Genomic DNA, 20,329 nt, shown 5'->3' on the forward strand with positions numbered 1-20,329 from the left:
CTCCCTGCTCTTTAAGGAATTGTTATGTGATTTTATTGAGCAAGCTAATAACTTTCCCAATCTAAATAACATACGATCAATAAATTCACGTATTATCAATGATTTCACTAAGGGTAAATGAGGACACCTAGTAAATGAAATGAAAACAAGAAATTTACGCTTGATAATCAGCCTCTACTCATTTATCGTTTTCTGAATACAGTTCAAAAATTGTGTAGCCAAAACATTATATTCATGATGTTCAAGAACATAATCTTTACCATTTTTGCCCCATTCTTGTCGCTGTTCATCACTGGTACCTAGCATTTTCAATACTGCTTCAGCAATTGCCGTAGGTTCCTCAGGCTCTATGCTTATTCCGCAGCCGGCTTCTTCTACTAAATCGTTTCCGGCATCAATTCCATGGATAATTGGCTTTGCTGCCATCATATAATCTAATAATTTATTAGGGCTGACCCCAAAGCGAAACAACGATGTTCTTCTTAGCCCAATATAAAGAGCGTCCATTTTAGATAAGAAATCGGGAATTGACTTTTTTGGAATTACAGGTAAGAAGTATATGTTATTCAAATTATGCTTTCTTGCTTCATTTATCAAACGATCTCTTTCTGGTCCTTTACCAACGAGAACGAACGATATGGGATGGTCTTGAAGTAATTTTGCCGCTTCTATTAAAGAGAGTAAGGCGTTGGCCAGTCCGTGAGTCCCGGCGTAGCCAACCAAAAACTTCCCCTCGTTTTTTAATCGAGAAATAATGTGCTCATGCTCCTCTGGGATACCCTCAAAATTTTTCCAATCATCTACCACTATTCCGTTTGGCAAATAGACAAATTTGTTTGGATCCATCCCATGCTGAATCATATGTTCTTTTGCTTTAGGCAATAACGATATGACTTTATCAGACTTTCGGTAAGCATAATTTTCAGCCCGCTGCATAACAAATATAAATGGGTGGTACGGCGACATATTACTGAGTTCCATTGGAGATAACGGCCATAAATCATGTACTTCAAAGAAAAGCTTCGCATTGGCTTGACGCGCAATTTTTGCTGCTGGATAAATATCCAAAGGATAAGTTGATGACGCAATAACTGCATCAGGCCGAAATTCATTAACGATTTTATCTTTAAATTGATACAGTCGTTTTACGAATGTAAACATGTTGAATGCCCGTTTTGCCCCGTTTCCTTCATACTCTGGAGTCTTCAACCAAACATAATTTACCCCGTTTACTTCTTCATTCGTCCAAATCTCCCTAATGTCAGGCTGATTCGTCCTTACGTGGGAATACGAAGCACCTATTATTGTTACCTTATGTCCTTGTTCCATCCATGATTTCGCCATATAATAGGGACGATATTCCATCCCGTGGAACGTTGAGCCAGCATAATGGTTAATAAGAACAATGTTCATATATTTATTCTCCATTTCTGTCCATCTAAGATCATTGGCTTCCAGCCATCACTTAGTAAAAGTATTCCCGAACTTCATCATTAGAAAATCTCACAAAAAAATTCTAAACTTTATAAGCACGCTCAACCTTTTAAAATGAGAGATTCGCGCTTCATTTACGGAAATCATTATAACATAAAAAAATAAATGGAAATAGTAACTCAATCATGTTGCAGTCGGTAATACGTTTGCATATCTATGGATAACGGGCTGCATTGCCTTTTTGACAAAATAAGGGAAATAGCACTTCAAACTATTTAAAATACAATACCAGTGAATTACTTGGACAACAATTCAACAATTTTTCTAGATGCATCCGCTTCTCCAAAATATGCTTCATAGTTCGGTGAAATTGATTTATATACCGCATCCACGATCTTTTGAGTATCCGTACCAACAAGTATGTTAGCTTCCGATTCCAGTGTCTCGACCCACTCCGTTTGCTCACGCAAAGTAACACAAGGAACTTCCATGAAATATGCTTCTTTTTGAACCCCGCCTGAATCCGTTAAAATTTTCAATGCATGATTTTCTAATTTCAACATATCTAAATATCCGACTGGTTCAATAATATGCAGATCAGGTATCTTGTTAATATCCAGTCCAAAAGAATGAAGCTTCTTTTTTGTACGTGGGTGGACTGGCCAAACTTTTGGCCCTTTTATTTGAGAAAAAGCATCAATAATCCGAGTCATTTTTTCAAAATCATCGGTATTCTCTGCTCTATGAATAGTAATTAAGTAATAATCTTTACTGCTTAATTGGTGGTCCTGCAACACAGTAGAACGTTCCTCGGCAATCTCTTTATTGTATATGACTGCGTCATACATTACATCGCCCACGTTCCAAACGTTTTCTTTAATATTTTCTTTATATAAGTTTTGCACTGCAGTCTCTGTCGGACAGAACAAATAACTCGAAACATGATCCGTCATGATCCGATTAATTTCTTCCGGCATCTTTTTGTTAAAACTCCTTAAGCCGGCTTCAATATGCAACACTGGAATATGTAGTTTTGCAGCCGCAAGGGAACCCGCCAGCGTAGAGTTTGTATCCCCATATACTAATAAGTAATCTGGTTTTTCTTTCAACAAAATTTCCTCAATCGATGCCAGCATTTTCCCAGTTTGTTCTCCATGGGAACCGGAGCCGATTCCAAGATGATAGTCCGGCTTTGGTATAGAGAGTTCCTCAAAAAAGATATCAGACATATTTTGGTCATAATGCTGCCCAGTATGAACGATAAGCTCTTGAAATTCTTTTCTGATTTCTCGAGAAACCGGAGCAGCTTTAATAAATTGAGGCCTGGCACCTAAAACGGTGATAATTTTTTTCATAATAATAAAACCTTCCTTACTAATAGATTATTTGACTCGGATGATTACCCATTGCTTCAGAAGAGCTTTATTTTTTCTCTTTTGACAAGTCTGCATATACTTTAGCAACCCTCGCATACCAGGAGTGGTTTTTAAAAGCATTTTGTAGAATATTATTTTTATACTCAATATAATTATTCTCTTGGGCAATATTTAAAATAGATTGAGCCAGCTCATCAGCCGAATCTTTTGCAACTAATCCATATCCACCTTCCCTTACTATTCTTGTTTGCGCACTACAATCCGTTACGACCAGCGGCAATCCAAAAGAGAGATATTCAAACAATTTTACGGGCACTGCAAAGTCATGATATGAATTTTTTTGTATCGGTATCATTCCTATATGTGCTTTTTTGCACACCTGTAATAATTCTTCTCCTGACAAATGCTCAATTGTAATCCAATCATTATCAGCCTTTTCTTTTAATAATTTATTTTGTTCATATTCTGCTTTTCTACATATTAAATACAAATGAACTTGTTTTTTCTTTTTTTGTAATATTTCCATTGCGTCAATCAAAGTCTTTATTCCATATCTTTCACTTATCCCTCCTATATATATTAAATTCACTCTGTCATTTATATTTGGATTACTTAATACCTTCATTCTATCTATTCCCGGAGGAAGTACCTGGACTTCCCCATCCCAACCTACATATTTATTCATTTCTAATGAGGGTAAGTAAAGTACATCAACTACGTTATAAAACCTACTCAGTTCAAACTGATATATTTTACGTATTAGAGGAGTCAATACTTTTTTAACTCCTTCTAATGAATACAATTCTTTAAATTTCCAATAAATATCCCGATAAAATAATCCGATGGGCACATGATTTCTTTTTAAGTATTTCAAGAAGTAATAGTCAATAAAAGGATGTCTTGGAATATGATCCTCATCGGTTAACCAATAAGGCATTGTACTATTTTCCATATAGCAAAACAATGTTTTTTGTACTTTACCTGAATGTATAAATTCTTTTATTTGTTCTTTTCTTTTCGAACTATTTCCCGCAACAATAATAATCTCGAGGTTTTTGTCTTGGCCAAGAGCCTGAAATGCCTCAACCATTTTTTTTGGTCTGATTCCAGATCCGCTTTTGGGGTTTGCACTCAACTTAAACGGAAAATAGACAATAATATTATCCATTGTTTGCCACCTTCACATCTTTTTTATTTACTTGTGACCCTTTGTTTCAGCAGTTTGCTCAGGTGTTCTTTTAATAGCTCTTTATACAAAATGATGAAAAAGATAAAAATCGTCATTCCAATCAGCGTATCATATATGCTCCATTTAACCAGCGTACCATAAAGAGCATAAGCTGACAGCAATGTAGTCATAGTATAAAACTTGCCTAAATGGTAATTCACCTTATAAAACTTTAAAGAAATATGGGTTCTCATTATCATAAAAGTCACATAGGCAATACCTGTAGAAATAGCAGCCCCCTTCGCTCCATAACTCGGCACTAATAGAAATGTTCCGATCACGTTGACTAAACAGGCTGTCGAAGCAATGAGAGTATGCCATCTTGTCTTTTTTACAAAATTAATGCCAATAACCGTTGTTTCAGAGATTGTATACATGATTGGCATAAAAACAAGAAAGGGCATGATGACCGCTGCCGAGCGGTATTCAGGACCAAGCAAATAAACAATCACATCTTTAAACAGCAATGTCCCCAAAGCAACTAAAAACATAAGGAACGTGATCAACTCATTCATTTTCGAAAAAAAGGCTGTGTCATCAGGATTTTTATTATAACGTTCATAACTGACCGGCACCCAGAATGTAGTAAAGGAACCTTGGATTACATTTAACACAGCAACAATTTTAAACGCAGCAGTATACAGGCCTACTTCCGTATAGGTAGACCACTCTTTTAAGGCAATTCTATCAATAGATTGAAAGAGCCAAATTATGAGCGAGGTTAAAACTAAAGGACGCCCAAACTTTAGAATATCTTTGATACTGTGAGTAACAGCTTTCCTCTCTCCAAAGAAATTCCAAAATTGAATACTGAATAAAATGGCGACAACAGTGACGATAATGGAATAGAAGACTTGAGCGTAAATGATTATTTCAAAAGAAGGACCGATTAAAAAGGCGAATAACAGTATAAATCCAAACTCAAAAACTTTTATTAACACTTGTAATATGGAGTATAGCAGCCCCTTTTGTTGCATTCTGATAACAAGCAGGGAAAAGCGGTGGATGATTTGCAGGAATACGGTAACGATGAGCAACAAAATAATTTGTAGGCTGTTCTCCCCGAACAGGTAATGTGAAATTGGCCTGTAAAAAACTAATAAAAAAATGGATACCACAAAGAACGTTGCTAGTGGAACCTTTAAGCAATTAAACAGTAAAAATTTACGCGACTGTTCTTTTTCATCATAAAAAAAACGCACGAAGCTTTGATCGGCCCCAAATAAACATAAAAGCAAAAGGATATTCATAATGAGGATAAAAAATGATGCTTTACCAAATTCCTCAGGAACGAGAATCCTCGTTATGACCGGGGTACTGACAAGTCCGATTAAAAGGGAAATCCAGCTTCCTACTGAAAAAGATAAGAACTTTTGAATCAGGCCGTCCTTTTTCATCTATAACACCTTCAATGATTTGAGATCTAAAACACTTATAAATAGCGTGCGCCATGGCACGCTATTTATAAATGCTTTTTTTTATTAATTGCTGGGGATATTGGTTTTCGACGAAATTTATCAGCCCTAATATAACTCCATATAACAACCACACCGGCCAAAAATAAAACAGGCTGCTTGGACCAATAGAGCCTAAAATAAACCCTACTAAACTTAGTAGCAAAGCAAATGCGAGCGGACTGTATTTTATATTTAAAGTGTATATACACCATAGCTTTCGAACCATAAATATAAAAAAGAGGATATACAAACAAAAAATGATAAACCCAAAGTCAGTCAGCAATTCAATCCACCAATTGTGTGGATTAATATTGCCTCCTGTGTCGAACTGTGGATGAATGTGCATTTTGAAATTGCCAGGTCCAACACCGAGAAACCATGACTCCATCACCGAATACACCCCATTTAAATAGAGATTGATTCTGTGAAGATTGGAACCTGAATAAAGTGTAAGGAGTATATTTTTAAAGGCACTCCCTACATTCGTAAACATCAATAAATTAATTAGTAACAAAAGAAAGCTGCCAAAGGAAACTAAAGCATATTTTAACTTTACTTTTTTTGAGATCAACAAGTATGCAGCCCCCTGAAAAATCAAGGCTAAAAAAGCTAATTTTGCATCATTGATGAATATGATAGCTACAATTGCAAGTAAACAAACCCCGTTTAGCACAGCAATGCCATACTTTTTGCTGAACATTCTCACCATAAAAAATGGCGCAACCAATACGAGAAAGAAAGACAAATCATTTTCATTATAAAAAACGCCTGTCGCCGCTTTATAATCGGTACCTGAAAATCTGGAAGCCTCTATCACATATCTTGATGTTCCCAAATGGCGTTCAGTCATAATCTCAAAAATACAAACGAGAATCATAATGACGCCAATACCTGAAAACGACCGGCTAATCCATTTCGTTTCAAAGTTTGAACTCATCACCCTAATAATCAATACGATAAGAAAAATGAACAGGGCCAAATAGTATAGTTCTTTTATACTTCCGACCTTATCAACTGCCCATAATGTCTGTATTGTCCCATAACAAAACCACACAAAGAAAAAAAGCAGAGGGTAACCAACACTTTGGAAATAAAAGTGCTTTTTATATACCAACTGTTCAATCAGTAAGATATACATACCTCCCAACAGAACCACCCTCAGCAAGGTCATATGGACGGGTCCTACGGGAATATTAATAAACAAAAAATCAAAGAAGCAGAGAAAAAATAATATAAGATACATTAAAACTCTAATATTCATAATGCCCCTCAGTTACGTAATATACTTCGATAAACATCATTTAATTGAGATACAATAGATTTTTCACTAAATCTATTTACACAGTCCTCCCTAAGAACTTGTGGATCGTATTGATCAATATTTTTAAACATATACACCATAGCATCTCCCAAAGCATCTATATCATCTACATTAACTAATAATCCATTTTTCTCATTCACAATGATTTCAGGACCTCCGCAACTGGTAGCGATAACCGGCTTTCCACAAGCCAGAGCCTCTATATATACAACACCGAAAGTTTCGGCATGACTGGCCAAAGCAAATACATCACATTGTTGCATCTGTTGCAAAACACCTTCTCTGTCCAATTGTCCTAAAAACTTTACTTGATTGCTTACACCCAGATCCAAGGACAGCCTTTTCAAATTCTCCATTTCCGGCCCACTGCCACCGATTATCAATTCGGCTTGGCAACCTTTAAGCTCCTTGGCAAAGGCTTTTATAAGGAGGTCCATCCCCTTCCTGAGATGTAAAAAACCTAAAGAAAAAAAGCGAAATGTTTCTCTGTCTCTTGACTGTTGGGACATTTGAAACAGATCAATATCCACAATATTGGGAATGACGGTAAGTTTGCTTTGATCATGGATGTAATCAATTAATTCATTTTTTAGTCCTAACCCAACGGATATGATTTTGTCGGCCTCCGTTAATGCCTGTTTAACCATTTTTTTCTCATGTGGCTTGAACAACTTACGCGGGAATTTTGACGAATGCTCTGTAATGACTAACGGTATATTCTCCCTGCTGGCAAGCCGTGCAGCTGCAACGCCGCCCCATAAGCACGAATGTGCATGAATGATATCAGGCTTTCCTTCGGATTGAATAATCCTGTCATATAGTCTATTTAACAATAAATAAAAAACATTACCTTGTCCTGCCGAGATTCTTAAAGGGATTGGATTGTAACTGCGATAACGATATGTCTTCAAGCCATCCTCTTTCTTATAAGATAGTCCAAGAGAGTGTCGCTGCTTCCCAAACGTCCGCATGCTCCGCAACTCAGGATAAGCCACGATCACATCATGGCCATACTTTTGTAAGGCCATTGCCTGCTCTTTGAAAAAAATGCCGTTGAGCGGAGAATCTTCTGTTGGATACCATGAAGGAACAATTAATATTTTCATTATTGACACCTTTTCATCTTGAAATCTAAAAGAAAGGCGGTAAACCCAATCTTGATTTCGTTATTTTTGTTTGGCCCGGGCATCGACAATATATTTCCAGAAAATCAGCATGACCAGAGCAACTTGTAATCCTATGACAATCCCCATAAGAATATATTTTATTGAGAGTGATTCACCCTTCACATAGGTTGTTGTAACATCAACGAGTTGGGGAGATTCACTATTTGCAAGCTCTTGTTTTACTTTTAGTACTTCGTTTTTATATTTGGACAGATTTTTCTCTTGTTGCAGCACGATCTCCGCATAACTTTCTGTTGCCTTAGGAGAAATGTTTACTTGATTTAACTTATCATTATATAGTGTGATTGCTTGCTCTATACTGTCTATCTTTGCCTGAGTATCTTCCACAAACCTTTGTTTGATGCTATGTTTCTCATCATAAGCAGTTGACAAATCTTTTACAAATAACTTTGAAGCTTGTTGTAATGCTTTTTTCACTTCTTTTTCATTTGCTCCGTGCAATTGAAAGGAAACCAACCCTTCACTTTTGACAGCTACATTAAGGTTTTCTTTTAATTCCTCCGGAATCTCTTCTTTATACTTCAAACGAACCAAATCAGGATTGGATAAGATTTTACTGCTCACCTGATTTGTAAAAATCAGTGATTCGCCTTGAAAATAAGGCTTCTGATTAGATTTCAAAAAGTATAGAGCCGCAATAATTAAAATCGGGATTACAATGAACACCCAAAACTTTTTGCGAAAAAACTTTAAATAGTCATATAATACATAACGATTATTCATATTGTCACCTTTCGTCAAAGAGATCATGCCCTATTATAAAAGCGAGAAATTTTCTCAACTACATATTGTTGCTGTTCCGGCTTTAACTCTGGAAACATAGGTAATGAAATAGCTTCTTTTGACGCTTTTTCAGCCTCAGGAAAATCCCCTTCCTGATAACCGAGGTCACGAAATACTGGCTGTAAATGAAGGGGAACAGGATAATAAATCATTGTCGCAATCCCCTGATCTTTCAAATACTGCTGAAGCTCATTCCTTTTTTTCACCCGGAGGGTATATTGATGGAAAACGTGGTAATTTCCCTCTGCTTCAACAGGTGTTGAAATAAATTCTTTTAACGGCTCCAATAGTTCTGTGTACAAACTTGCCTTTTCTCTCCTGAGACTATTCCATTCAGAAAGGCGTGGGAGTTTAACATTTAATATAGCCGCTTGCATCTCGTCCAATCGACTGTTATACCCCAATACATGATGATAATATTTCGGCTTGCTTCCATGCACACGAATGACCTTCATTTTCTCGGCAAGGTCTTCATCTTTTGTCACGACCATCCCGCCATCGCCGTATCCACCCAGGTTTTTTGTCGGAAAGAAACTAAAGCAGGCTGTATGGCCTAATTCCCCAATCATTTTACTTTTATACTTTGCCCCGATTGCCTGTGCTGCATCTTCAATAATATATAAGTGATGTTTTTTAGCGATTTCTATAATGGGATCCATATCCGCAGATTGTCCATAAATATGAACAGGAATAATGGCTTTTGTTCGCTTCGTAATTGCTCCCTCTACCTTTAAAGGATCTAAATTAAAGGTCACAGGATCAATATCAACGAATACAGGTGTGGCTCCTGCCCTTACAATGGCTCCAGCAGTAGCGAAAAATGTAAATGGTGTGGTGATGACCTCATCTCCGGAAGTAACTCCACATGCCTGTAAGGAGATATGTAACGCATCGCTGCCATTGCCTACCCCTACTCCAAAATCGGCATTCACCAACGAGGCTACATCTGCTTCTAATTTTTTTACATGGTCACCCAAAATAAAGCGGGACGAAGTCATCACTTCATCTAATGTTTTTAAAATATCATTCTTTAATTCCAAATATTGTTCAGACAAATCCAGCATAGGTATATTCATAAATAACCTCTCCTCAATCAATGCCAGCTTATAAGTAAAAACATTCTTACTGCAGCAGCTTTTCGTTATTTTAAAATTGCTATGATCGTCATAAAGATAATTTTAACATCATTTATAACCGATTGCTGATCCAAATATTTCAAGTTCAAGCTCAGTTTATCTCTCATTACTTCTTCGATATACGTTTTTTCGGGGTCTTCGCTTTTCGCCAAAACTTCATTTTCGTTCCGATATTTTATTGAGGCATAATCAGTTATACCGGGTCTGATTTCAAAGATTCTTTTTTGTTCATTTGTATAATAAGCTGTGTATTTGGGCACTTCAGGCCGAGGACCTACCAGGCTCATGTCACCTATTAGAACATTGATGAGCTGCGGAAGTTCGTCCAGCTTATATTTCCGAAGAAATTGCCCTGTTTTGGTGATCCGGGAATCTTTGCCAACAGTAATTTGTTTCCCTTTTTTCTCGGCATCTACGATCATCGTTCGAAACTTGAAAATTTGAAAAGGCTCTTCATACCGGCCTACCCTCGTTTGTTTAAAGAATACCGGACCTCTTGAATCAAGCTTTATACATATACTTATAATGAACAAGAGGGGAGAGATGATCACCAGTCCCGCCAATGATAATATGACATCCATTGTCCTTTTTAACACATCATTGAGCTTGTTGCCTTTTTCGTAATAAAGCTGTTTTTCATCCACATTGCTCACCTGCCCGCTTATCTTTTATACGTTTCGGCCAGTTCAGTTACAGATTTGATGACACGATGAATTTGATCCTCGCTCATTTTCGGATATAGAGGCAATGAGATGGCTCCTTCATATGCCGCCAATGCTTGAGGATAATCTTCAATTTTATAGCCAAGCTTTTTGTAATAAGGATGCATAGGAACAGGGATAAAATGTACACTTGTTCCGATGCCTTTCTCATTTAATTTTTCAATGAACTCTCCTCGGTTTATTGTAAACCGATCCGATTCCAATCGTAACACATACAAATGCCAGGCATGGCGATTAATTTCATCACTATAAGGCGTGATCAATCCTTCTAAGTTTTGAAATGCCTCATTGTACATTTTCGCATATTTTTCCCGAGTCTGCTGCATTTTATTAAGCTTTTTCAATTGAACAATACCAAAAGAAGCCTGAATATCTGTCATGTTGTATTTAAATCCGGGATACTCCACCTCATAATACCAGGATCCTCTTTCGGCGTAACGGTTCCAAGCGTTCTTGCTCATACCGTGGAGGCTCATAACCCTTAGTTGATCGGCAGCTTCCTCATTGTTTGTCGTTACCATGCCGCCTTCTCCTGTTGCAAGATTCTTAGTTGCATAGAAACTAAAGCAAGTGTAGTCCCCGATGCTCCCGATCATCTTGCCTTTATATTGTGTATAGACCGCATGCGCAGCATCTTCTATGACAATCAGGTTATGCTTTTTGGCAATCTCCATGAGCGGCTCCATGTCACACGGATATCCTGCAAAGTGGACAGGTATAATCGCTTTGGTTCTTTCGGTAATTTTGGCTTCAATTTGATGAACATCTATATTCATCGTGACAGGGTCAATATCAACAAATACAGGCTTGGCACCTGTATGAATAATGGTATTGGCACTTGCAACAAAAGTGTAAGGTGTGGTAATGACTTCATCACCTGTACCGATTCCTGCCGCAAGCTGTGCAATGTGAAGCCCTGCCGTACATGAATTTAAGCCAATCGCATGCTTGGCATGAACATAATCGCTAAAAGCTTTTTCAAACTGAATCGTTTTCGGACCCTTACTCAGCCAGTTTGATTGTATCGTGTCAACTACTTCTTTGATCTCTTCATCTTCGATGAAAGGTAGTGCGTAAGGGATTGTTTCCATATGTCTATCCACCTCTAAAATAAGTCCAAAAGGACTTTTGTTTAATCACTCATTATGAGCAGGAACTTCTCTGCCAGCACTTTATAATCATGGGTTGCCATGACAAAATTTTCACCATTTGGCTCAGCTTTTTACATCCAAATGTCGGCAGAATGAGAGTGTAACGCCATTCGCTCCCACTCTTTTTTATAGACCGTGCAGGCCAATTATTCCATGGATATTTGATCCTGCGTAATGGTTTATGAGTAATATGTTCATAGCATCACCAATTATTGATTCCTTAACAACTGATCCTCAGGAACGTTTCGCAGCTTTCGTGCCGGCACCCCAATAACCAGCTCTTCTTTCTGGACATCTTTACTCACTACGCTTGCCGCTGCAACTGTTCCGTCTTCATGTATCACTTTTCCAGGCAAAATCGTAGCATTCGCCCCGATCCTGCCTCCTTTTTTTACCGTCACACCTTTAAAATGCTTGAGGCGCTCCTTGGAACGGGCCATATAATTATCATTTGTCGTGACGACATACGGTGCAATAAACACATGGTCTTCTAATGTGGAATAGGCCGTAATGTAACAATTCGTTTCCAATTTACAATATTTCCCCACATTACAATCATTTTCTACAGCTACTCCCCGTCCAACTATTGTTTTTTCACCGATGGACACTCGTTCTCTAATGGTAGCCAAATCGGCAATAAAAACATCATCGCCAATTTCAGCATTGGCATAAATAATCGCGGATGTTCCGATTGTTACACCATTTCCAATCACAGTAGGCGGTAGCTTCTTTACATCCGGCAAGATGGAAGTTTTGGCTCTTGTAGGTTGTTTTCCAATGACGGCATTATCTTGGATGATAATGTTGTTTCCAAGTTTTACCCCATCATATATTACTACATTATGGCCGATCGTCACATTTTCTCCAAACTTGACATTCTTGCCAATCACTGCGTTTTCTCCCATTTGAACATTTTTCATAGTTATCAATTCCTTCGGTTATTGATTTCATTCAATGTCATGCGCTTTTATAGGCATTCTCTTCTCAGCAGACTGGTAGAGCCCGGCAACCAATCGCAATGCCCTGATGCCGTCTTCACCTGTAATGATCGGTTCGCGATCATCATTAACAGCTTGAACCATGTCTTCTATAATACACTGGTGGCCAGGAATTCCGTATGGATTTTCATTTATTTTATGTTTTAATTGCGCAACCTCTTCTTCCGGCATTCCTTCCATCACCCAGTGCTCGATGAAGTTGGCCGTTCTTCCTCCGATTTTCACCGATGCCGTTTCTCCGAAAATGCTCAAAGACTCTTCAAAGTTCTTTGGATATATGGTTGTAGCAGCTTCTATGACACCCAAGGCGCCGTTTTTAAATTTCACAGTTCCTACTGATACATCTTCGGCTTCAATTTTCCGGAGTCTTGTAGCGGACATACTGTACACTTCATCGATATCTCCCATTAGCCATAAAAGGAGATCCAAATTATGTATAGCCTGATTCATTAAAACGCCGCCATCCAGTGATTTGGTTCCTCTCCAGGGTGCTTGATCATAATATTGCTGATTACGATTCCACCGAACAGTGGCATTGGCATGGCTCAGCTTTCCAAAGCGCCCCTCATCCATCATTTTTTTCAATTCCATCATTGCGGGTCGAAAACGATTCGGATGCAGCACTGATAATTTGACTTTGTTCTTCTTGCAAGCCTCTACAATGGCATCTGCGTCTTTTATAGTTAATGCTATTGGTTTCTCAACGATGACATGTTTTTTCGCTTCTGCGGCTTTTATAGCCAAAGGGGCATGGGAGCCGCTTGGCGTACAAATGTTCACAACATCTATTTTAGGATTTTTTAACATTTCATCATAATCTTGATAAGCAACGGCCTGACATTCTTGAACATACCATTCCATATTGGAAGGAATGGTATCGCACACGGCAACCAATGTTGCTCCTGGTGTATTTTTGATTCCTTCAGCATGTTTTTTGGCAATATGGCCACAGCCTACTATTGCAAAATGAACGTTTTCCATTTTTCCACCTCGTCACATGGGAGCATAAATTATCCCGATTCAAAGAAAGAACGTCAGTACGAAATATATGGACACGTACTACGTTCTTAGTTATCAATGAGCCATTGTCAGTATTTTCTTTACGGCTTCATGATTGGGACCTTTACATTCCGTCGGATTCTTTTTATTGGTTATTGTCAGAAGCGTTTTTCTAAGTTCTTCCTTATCATTGATAATTAGCTCGATCTCTTGAAGCACCTCAGTCATATTTTCTTCTGTTGCTTTTCCAATAAATATTTTCGGATATACTTGGACGGGATCTACTTCTTCTTCATTCATGATTTCTTCATATAGTTTTTCACCTGGACGGACCCCGGTAAATTTGATTTTAATCTCGTCTTCGGTGAAGCCGGAAAGTTTAATAACTTTTTTGGCAAGATCTACAATTTTTACAGGCTCACCCATATCAAGCACAAAAATTTCGCCGCCTTTTGCCAGAGCGCCTGCTTGGATAACAAGTCTTGCCGCTTCGGGAATCGTCATAAAAAAGCGTGTCATCTCTGGATGGGTAACAGTTACTGGCCCGCCATTGGCAATTTGCTTTTTAAATAACGGAACAACACTGCCTCTGCTTCCCAACACATTTCCGAACCTTACGGAAACAAATTTGGTTTGGCTAACTTTATTTAAGTTCTGGACGATGATCTCGGCAATGCGCTTAGTCGCTCCCATTACACTTGTCGGATTGACCGCCTTGTCGGTTGAAATAAGCACAAAAGTATCAACATTCGCGGCATCGGAGGCTTCAGCAACATTTTTCGTACCATAAATATTGTTTTTGACCGCCGCTTCCGGATTTCTTTCCATAAGGGGAACATGTTTATGGGCAGCTGCATGAAATACAAAAGCAGGTTTATGCTTGCCTACTATTTCAAACATCGTATGACGGTCTTGAATATCGGCAATTTCTGTTGAAAATGCGATTTTATCTTGATGTTTGGATTTTAGTTCCATGTCAATGCTATATATACTGTTTTCGCCATGCCCAAGCAGGACCATCTTTTTCGGGGAAAAGTGGCATAATTGCCTGCAAAGTTCCGAACCAATGGAACCTCCTGCCCCGGTGATGAGTATTGTTTGTCCTTTGATTTTATTGGCGATACCTTCTATATCAAGTTCTACCGGCTCTCTCCCCAGTAAGTCTTCGATGGAGACATCCCGGATCTCAGTGATCTCGACTTTTCCTGATGCTAAATCACCGATCATCGGCAGTATTTGAACATTTTTCACATATTTTTTCGCTTCAGAAACAATATCATTCAATTTTTGTTTCTTTAATGATGGGATAGCGATCACAACATGTTCAATCTTGTAGCGTTTCATCACTTTCGGCATATCTTCGATCGTACCCGCCACTGGCAGGCCGCCGATCTCCAGTTGTTGGACACTTGAATTATCATCAAGAAACGCAACTGGCTGCAGTTCTGTATTGGGATGCTCTTTGAGCTGGCGGTGCAGCATCCGTCCTGTTGATCCAGCGCCAATGATTAAAGTCCTTACTTTCTTATTTGGGCTAATCCCCCAATTTTTAATGTCGAATAAAACAGTTTGGATAAATCTCCACCAAAACCGGACCCCACCCAACAACAGTATGTGAAACATAAATGTTAGTGACAGTCCGCGAGAATATATGTTATTAAAGGCAAGCTTTTGAACAATTGCCGTAATAATAATGGATGAGGTCACGACATAAAATACACCGGCAAGCTCTTCCATACTCGCATATCTCCATACTCTTCGGTATAAGCCAAAAAAATAGGAGAAAAGATGGTGAGTGATTAACAAAGTGATCGATGTAGTAATGATCAGTTCATTAACGACATATTTATAAAATGGGTTTAATAAAAAATGCGACATGAAAATCGATAATAAAACAATCGCTGAATCAATACAGACAAGCACAAACATTCTTGTCTTGTAATTCATGAAACTTCCCTCCCGGTGCGCTTTAGAGAAAACTGCACTCTGACACATTATAACATAAAATTTTCTAGGGACGATGAACATTCTGTTGCAAAATGAACCAGATCGCTTAGCTAGGTCAAAAATTGTCAAATCGGGCAACTTGTACGCGATGGAAACTACCGTGTTTGCCTGTTAATCAGTGTCTTAAAGACTAACCGAAAAACTTACAATCGTCAATGATAGTAGAAACGTCTGGCGGCCCGTAAAAAGCCCTAAGGAACCAGGAACTTGGCCTTGATTTTTACGTTTCCCCCACTTCACAAAAAAAGCTCCCTCCTTTGGTAAAATGAGGTTTGAGAAAAACCAACAATCCAAAAAAAAGAGCACTTTTATCGTGAAGTTTATCATAATCCCCACAAATAGAAAAGCAAATTTTCATTAAGAAGTGTTACCAATATTGCAAGATTGTTGCTGCTTTATGAATAACACTTTACTGCTTTTGAATCAAAATAAGGAAAACGAGGAGGCCGCATGATCATTTTCAAAGATCAATATACCCTTGCTTAAGATGTTGTAAACTCCCACTGGGCCGATCAACACCCCTTATAAAACTGCCTTCTACCGTTCCAAACAAATCACTTTCCAGCAGCGAAGACGGGACTGCTGACAATTTTGATCAATGAATGGAGCCGACCTTATCCGGGGTGGATTTTTATACAACCACCCTATATTCCGAAAGGATCGTGCAACGAAGTGTTGCCACCGTGGCACTTATTTCACGAAAAAAGGTTTGTAGTGTCATAGATTCAGCTCTGAATCAGTTCATAAATACTTCAAAAGATGTTGGATATATTTACTTTCTTTAAAGAAGCAAAGACTGAACGATATTGTTTCCGTAGCGAAAAGAGATGTGAAAAATGTTCAAATACTTTCCTTGGGATAAATGGCAAATTCTTGACATAACATAATAACTAACGCTTACGGAGAAGTTTGCAGATGTTTAAAACAAATTGGAGGGCTCTTCAGCATGAAGAAAATCATCACGTATGGCACTTTTGATTTGCTTCATATCGGGCACATTAATATTTTGCACCGCGCGAAGGAATATGGGGACTATTTAATCGTGGCGATTTCCACTGATGAATTTAATGCTTTAAAACAAAAAAAAGCATACTACACATTTGAACAACGAAAAGCGATTATGGAAGCGATTCGCTATGTGGATCAGGTGATTCCGGAGCATAGTTGGGAGCAGAAAGTAGAAGATATAAAGAAGTATGGCATTGATGTATTCATAATGGGTGATGACTGGAAAGGGAAGTTTGATTTTTTGCTGGAATACTGTAATGTGGTTTATCTTCCGCGCACTGTTGGGATTTCAACGACTAAAATTAAAAATGATTTACAGCTTAGTAATGCTTAGAGAAGCGGCGATTATGTTATATTTACTTGTTTTTCGCGTGTTTTTCTCAATCTTTCAATTATATCCCCAACAGGCGAAAACAACTTTCGTCGCGTCTTTTGGAGATAATGTTTTATTCACATTAAACGCGCTGGAAAAGCAAGTAAACCATTCTATTGTTATTTTAAAAACTTCCCAATGCAAAATGGATTTCGAACGGCGATGTGACTGCCTTGTGTTAGCCTTTGATCCCAAGAATGTCATTGGCTGGATTCGCTCCATTTACCATCTGGCTACATCCACCCATGTTTTTGTGGATAATTACTTCGGTTTTTTGGCGGCAACTCGGTTTAAACCGAATGTGATTTGCATTCAGTTATGGCATGCAGCGGGGGCGATTAAACGGTTTGGACTTAAAGACCCTTCCATCCAGTATCGTTCCCCGCGGGCATTGAAGCGTTTTATCAAAGTATACAGCCGCTTTGATTATGTTGTGGTTGGAAGCCGGAAGATGGCGGACATTTTTCACGAAAGCTTTGGCATTGAAACTGAAAAAATGTTACGGACAGGCATTCCCCGGACAGATTTTTTCTTCCATAATAAAGCCATGGAGAAAGCGGCAGATTTTCTGAAAACAGAAATCCCAATCATTCACGGAAAAAAAGTCCTTTTATTTGCTCCTACTTACCGTGACAATGACATTCACAACTCCAGGCTCAAATTGAATATTGATCGAATGTATCAGGAATTGAATGAAGATTATGTGCTCCTTCTACGACTTCATCCGGCTATCCAAACAACATTTTGTAACATGTATCCGGACTTTATTTGTGATGTCTCGGGATATTCTGAAGTCAATCCATTATTGGTTATTACGGATATACTCATTACCGACTACTCGTCCATTCCGTTTGAATTCTCGCTTTTGCATAAACCAATGATTTTTTTCGCTTATGATTTGGACGTTTATACTTCAGCTCGCGGCTTTTGGGAGCCTTATGAACAGCTGGTTCCGGGGCCGATCGTGAAGAATACAGAAGAACTCATAAAAGAAATTCGCAACAATCGTGATGAATACCTTGAGAGGGTTCAAACATTCGCGAATGATTGGAATGAATATTCAAGGGGAGATTCAAGTGATCGGTTAATAAAATACTTATACTGACACATGATTTCCTAACAAACTGGAGGTGGTCATTCGTCCCCTTCAGTTTTTAATGTTAAGCTCCAAAAATGTCTATCGGATGAGTTTTATCGTTTTTTTAAACGTATCGCTTGCTGTAGAACCTAATATTTTTAAAACAAACAACGGTAAACATGTCATCCTTTTCCATCTGGATGGCTGATTGCATAACCGATATAGCCATTCGATTTTCCAGCTTCTCCAGATAGTTGGTGCACGTTTTACAACACCGGCTAACACATCGAAACTACCGCCCACTCCTATAAAAATGCCCTTTTCAAATACGTTTACATTCTTTTGAATCCACCTTTCCTGCCTTGGGAAACCCATCGCAACGAAAACAAGATCGGAATTTGCTTTTTTTACCATATCAGTAATACGAGGATCATTTCCTTCAAAGTAGCCGTGATGATAGCCGCCTATTTGGACATTGGGATATTCTTGCTTCACATTACGGATCATCATTTGGATTACATTGTCTTTGGAGCCGAGGAAGAATACATTCAAGCAGTCTTGATTGGCCACCGCCAATAGTTCTGTCATCAGGTCGAAACCCGCTACCCTCTCAAGAAGCGGCCTCTTTAACATCTTCGCTCCCAGCATAATCCCGACTCCATCCGGAATGATAAAATCGGCAGACTGAAGAGTATCCTTATAGTCTTGATCTCGCTGTGCTTTCATAACAATTTCTGGATTCGCAGTAACAATAAATGTTTTCTTTTTCTGTTTGATGCGAGTCTTGATCATATCAATCATTTGTTTTTGGGTCATATTATCAAATTCTATTCCCAAAACATCCACTTTTTTTGACATATTAAGCTCCATCATAACAATTCCCTTTCACATATGCTGAATGGAAGTAACTTCGAATTCATATTCTCCATTATGGTTAATGTTGCCCATGTTCAGGTACTCTAGTCTTCGGTGAAACCAATAAATCTCCACTACCAGCGTCTTAAGAGTTCGACTTTAAAATTGAATTAAATTTAAGTGTATACCGGATTCCAATGCACGCACTCAGATAGGAATCATAGGACACGCATTCAGCTTTTCTCGGATACTTCACGGACAAACTGCAAAAATGTGTCCAACGCTTTTGTTCTATAAGGAGATGATGTAACGATTGAGAATGTTCTTGTGAAAGGCAGGCCGTTTACATCAATGATTTTTAAAGTATCCATGGAGAGCTCCTTTCTGATGGCCCACTTTGAAAGCAAGCTGACACCAAGCCCGGCCTCAACGGACTCTTTAATGATTTGAAGACTTCCGAATTCCATCATTTTTTCGGGAGATATATCCAGGGAATCAAGCATCTTATCTGCCGCTGTTCTTGTTCCGGAGCCTTCTTCCCGAACAATCCATGTTTCTTGGGCCAAGTCGGCGGGTGTCACTTTTTTCAACTTGGCAAGCTTGTGGGTCGGCGCCGTGACAATATGCATAATATCTTTAGCAAAGGGCTCAATCATAAGCTGATGGTGGCGGAAATCCCCTTCCACAATGCCGACATCCAGCTGGTGTTTCAAGACGGATTCCGCAATGTCCCGGGTGTTGCCAATGGAAATGCTTGGAGTGACAAGCGGGTATTGTTCAAGCATATCGGCAATTACATAGGGCAAAATATACTCGCCGAATGTGTAGCTTGCCCCAATCGTTAACGGTCCGCTCGTCTTGTTTGTCAAATCATCGACAAGGCGTTGCATTTTCGTATAAAGACCGAGTATTTCCACCGCATGGTCGTATACGATTTCACCAGCTTTATTGAGTTTCACATATTTATTGGTCCGATCCAATAGCCTCGTTCCGATCTCCCGCTCGAACGCCTGAATGTGCTGGCTTACCGCAGGCTGAGTCATATGCAGTTCTTCAGCTGCCCGTGAAAAATTTTTCTTTTCAGCAACAGCGACAAACACTTCCAGTAGCTGATCCATCTCGCATTCCTCCTAGTATATAAAATGCTTATTATTGCTATTATAATCATTTATTTTTCTTATATATCTTTTTCATATATCCTTACATTAGGAGATCA

The 20,329-nt window shown here is 38.6% G+C and carries 17 protein-coding genes; 2 read left to right on the forward strand and 15 right to left on the reverse strand.

Going from position 1 to position 20,329, the window contains the following annotated elements; translation table 11 throughout:
- Positions 1-174: 174 nt before the first annotated feature.
- From MHB50_RS17810 to MHB50_RS17870, 13 genes are all read right to left on the reverse strand, one after another.
- The gene (locus tag MHB50_RS17810) at positions 175-1,329 is read right to left on the reverse strand and encodes a glycosyltransferase family 4 protein (protein WP_340084379.1); all 1,155 of its coding nucleotides are present in this window, start codon (positions 1,327-1,329) and stop codon (positions 175-177) included.
- A 401-nt stretch (positions 1,330-1,730) separates the two neighbouring features.
- A complete protein-coding gene (gene wecB, locus MHB50_RS17815; RefSeq protein WP_340084380.1) occupies positions 1,731-2,789 on the reverse strand; it encodes a UDP-N-acetylglucosamine 2-epimerase (non-hydrolyzing) in 1,059 nt (352 codons plus the stop codon).
- A gap of 67 nt (positions 2,790-2,856) precedes the next feature.
- Positions 2,857-3,978: a glycosyltransferase family 4 protein gene (locus MHB50_RS17820; protein ID WP_340084382.1), complete on the reverse strand. Its 1,122-nt coding sequence runs from the start codon at positions 3,976-3,978 to the stop codon at positions 2,857-2,859.
- Between the two features lie 23 nt (positions 3,979-4,001).
- Positions 4,002-5,435, reverse strand: a complete 1,434-nt coding sequence (locus tag MHB50_RS17825) for an oligosaccharide flippase family protein (RefSeq protein WP_340084384.1) — start codon at positions 5,433-5,435, stop codon at positions 4,002-4,004.
- A gap of 61 nt (positions 5,436-5,496) precedes the next feature.
- Positions 5,497-6,633: an O-antigen ligase family protein gene (locus MHB50_RS17830; RefSeq protein WP_340084386.1), complete on the reverse strand. Its 1,137-nt coding sequence runs from the start codon at positions 6,631-6,633 to the stop codon at positions 5,497-5,499.
- 131 nt (positions 6,634-6,764) lie between these two features.
- Positions 6,765-7,922 (reverse strand): glycosyltransferase family 4 protein, encoded by a 1,158-nt coding sequence (locus tag MHB50_RS17835; RefSeq protein WP_340084388.1) that lies wholly within the window; start codon positions 7,920-7,922, stop codon positions 6,765-6,767.
- A 60-nt stretch (positions 7,923-7,982) separates the two neighbouring features.
- Positions 7,983-8,726 (reverse strand): hypothetical protein, encoded by a 744-nt coding sequence (locus MHB50_RS17840; protein WP_340084389.1) that lies wholly within the window; start codon positions 8,724-8,726, stop codon positions 7,983-7,985.
- Positions 8,727-8,749: 23 nt separating this feature from the next.
- On the reverse strand, positions 8,750-9,862 hold the full coding sequence (locus MHB50_RS17845) for a DegT/DnrJ/EryC1/StrS family aminotransferase (protein WP_340084390.1): 1,113 nt from the start codon (positions 9,860-9,862) through the stop codon (positions 8,750-8,752).
- Between the two features lie 65 nt (positions 9,863-9,927).
- On the reverse strand, positions 9,928-10,566 hold the full coding sequence (locus tag MHB50_RS17850) for a sugar transferase (RefSeq protein ID WP_340084391.1): 639 nt from the start codon (positions 10,564-10,566) through the stop codon (positions 9,928-9,930).
- Positions 10,567-10,583: 17 nt separating this feature from the next.
- The gene (locus MHB50_RS17855) at positions 10,584-11,735 is read right to left on the reverse strand and encodes a DegT/DnrJ/EryC1/StrS family aminotransferase (RefSeq protein WP_340084392.1); all 1,152 of its coding nucleotides are present in this window, start codon (positions 11,733-11,735) and stop codon (positions 10,584-10,586) included.
- Positions 11,736-12,004: 269 nt separating this feature from the next.
- Positions 12,005-12,715 (reverse strand): N-acetyltransferase, encoded by a 711-nt coding sequence (locus tag MHB50_RS17860; RefSeq protein ID WP_205179185.1) that lies wholly within the window; start codon positions 12,713-12,715, stop codon positions 12,005-12,007.
- A gap of 27 nt (positions 12,716-12,742) precedes the next feature.
- Positions 12,743-13,774 (reverse strand): Gfo/Idh/MocA family oxidoreductase, encoded by a 1,032-nt coding sequence (locus MHB50_RS17865; RefSeq protein WP_205179183.1) that lies wholly within the window; start codon positions 13,772-13,774, stop codon positions 12,743-12,745.
- Positions 13,775-13,867: 93 nt separating this feature from the next.
- Positions 13,868-15,739 carry a nucleoside-diphosphate sugar epimerase/dehydratase gene (locus tag MHB50_RS17870; RefSeq protein WP_340084394.1) on the reverse strand — a complete coding sequence of 624 codons (1,872 nt, stop codon included), beginning with the start codon at positions 15,737-15,739 and terminating at the stop codon, positions 13,868-13,870.
- 1,006 nt (positions 15,740-16,745) lie between these two features.
- Here MHB50_RS17870 and tagD point away from each other — a divergent pair.
- A complete protein-coding gene (tagD, locus tag MHB50_RS17875) occupies positions 16,746-17,141 on the forward strand; it encodes a glycerol-3-phosphate cytidylyltransferase (RefSeq protein WP_205179178.1) in 396 nt (131 codons plus the stop codon).
- Positions 17,142-17,154: 13 nt separating this feature from the next.
- A complete protein-coding gene (locus MHB50_RS17880) occupies positions 17,155-18,285 on the forward strand; it encodes a CDP-glycerol glycerophosphotransferase family protein (protein WP_340084395.1) in 1,131 nt (376 codons plus the stop codon).
- A gap of 72 nt (positions 18,286-18,357) precedes the next feature.
- On the opposite strand, the gene MHB50_RS17885 is transcribed toward MHB50_RS17880, so the two are convergent.
- Positions 18,358-19,116 (reverse strand): WecB/TagA/CpsF family glycosyltransferase, encoded by a 759-nt coding sequence (locus MHB50_RS17885; protein ID WP_340084396.1) that lies wholly within the window; start codon positions 19,114-19,116, stop codon positions 18,358-18,360.
- Between the two features lie 230 nt (positions 19,117-19,346).
- Positions 19,347-20,231 carry a LysR family transcriptional regulator gene (locus MHB50_RS17890; RefSeq protein WP_205179172.1) on the reverse strand — a complete coding sequence of 295 codons (885 nt, stop codon included), beginning with the start codon at positions 20,229-20,231 and terminating at the stop codon, positions 19,347-19,349.
- Between the last annotated feature and the right edge of the window lie 98 nt (positions 20,232-20,329).

The sequence above is a fragment of the Siminovitchia sp. FSL H7-0308 genome, assembly GCF_037980985.1.
GTDB lineage: Bacteria > Bacillota > Bacilli > Bacillales > Bacillaceae_C > Siminovitchia > Siminovitchia thermophila.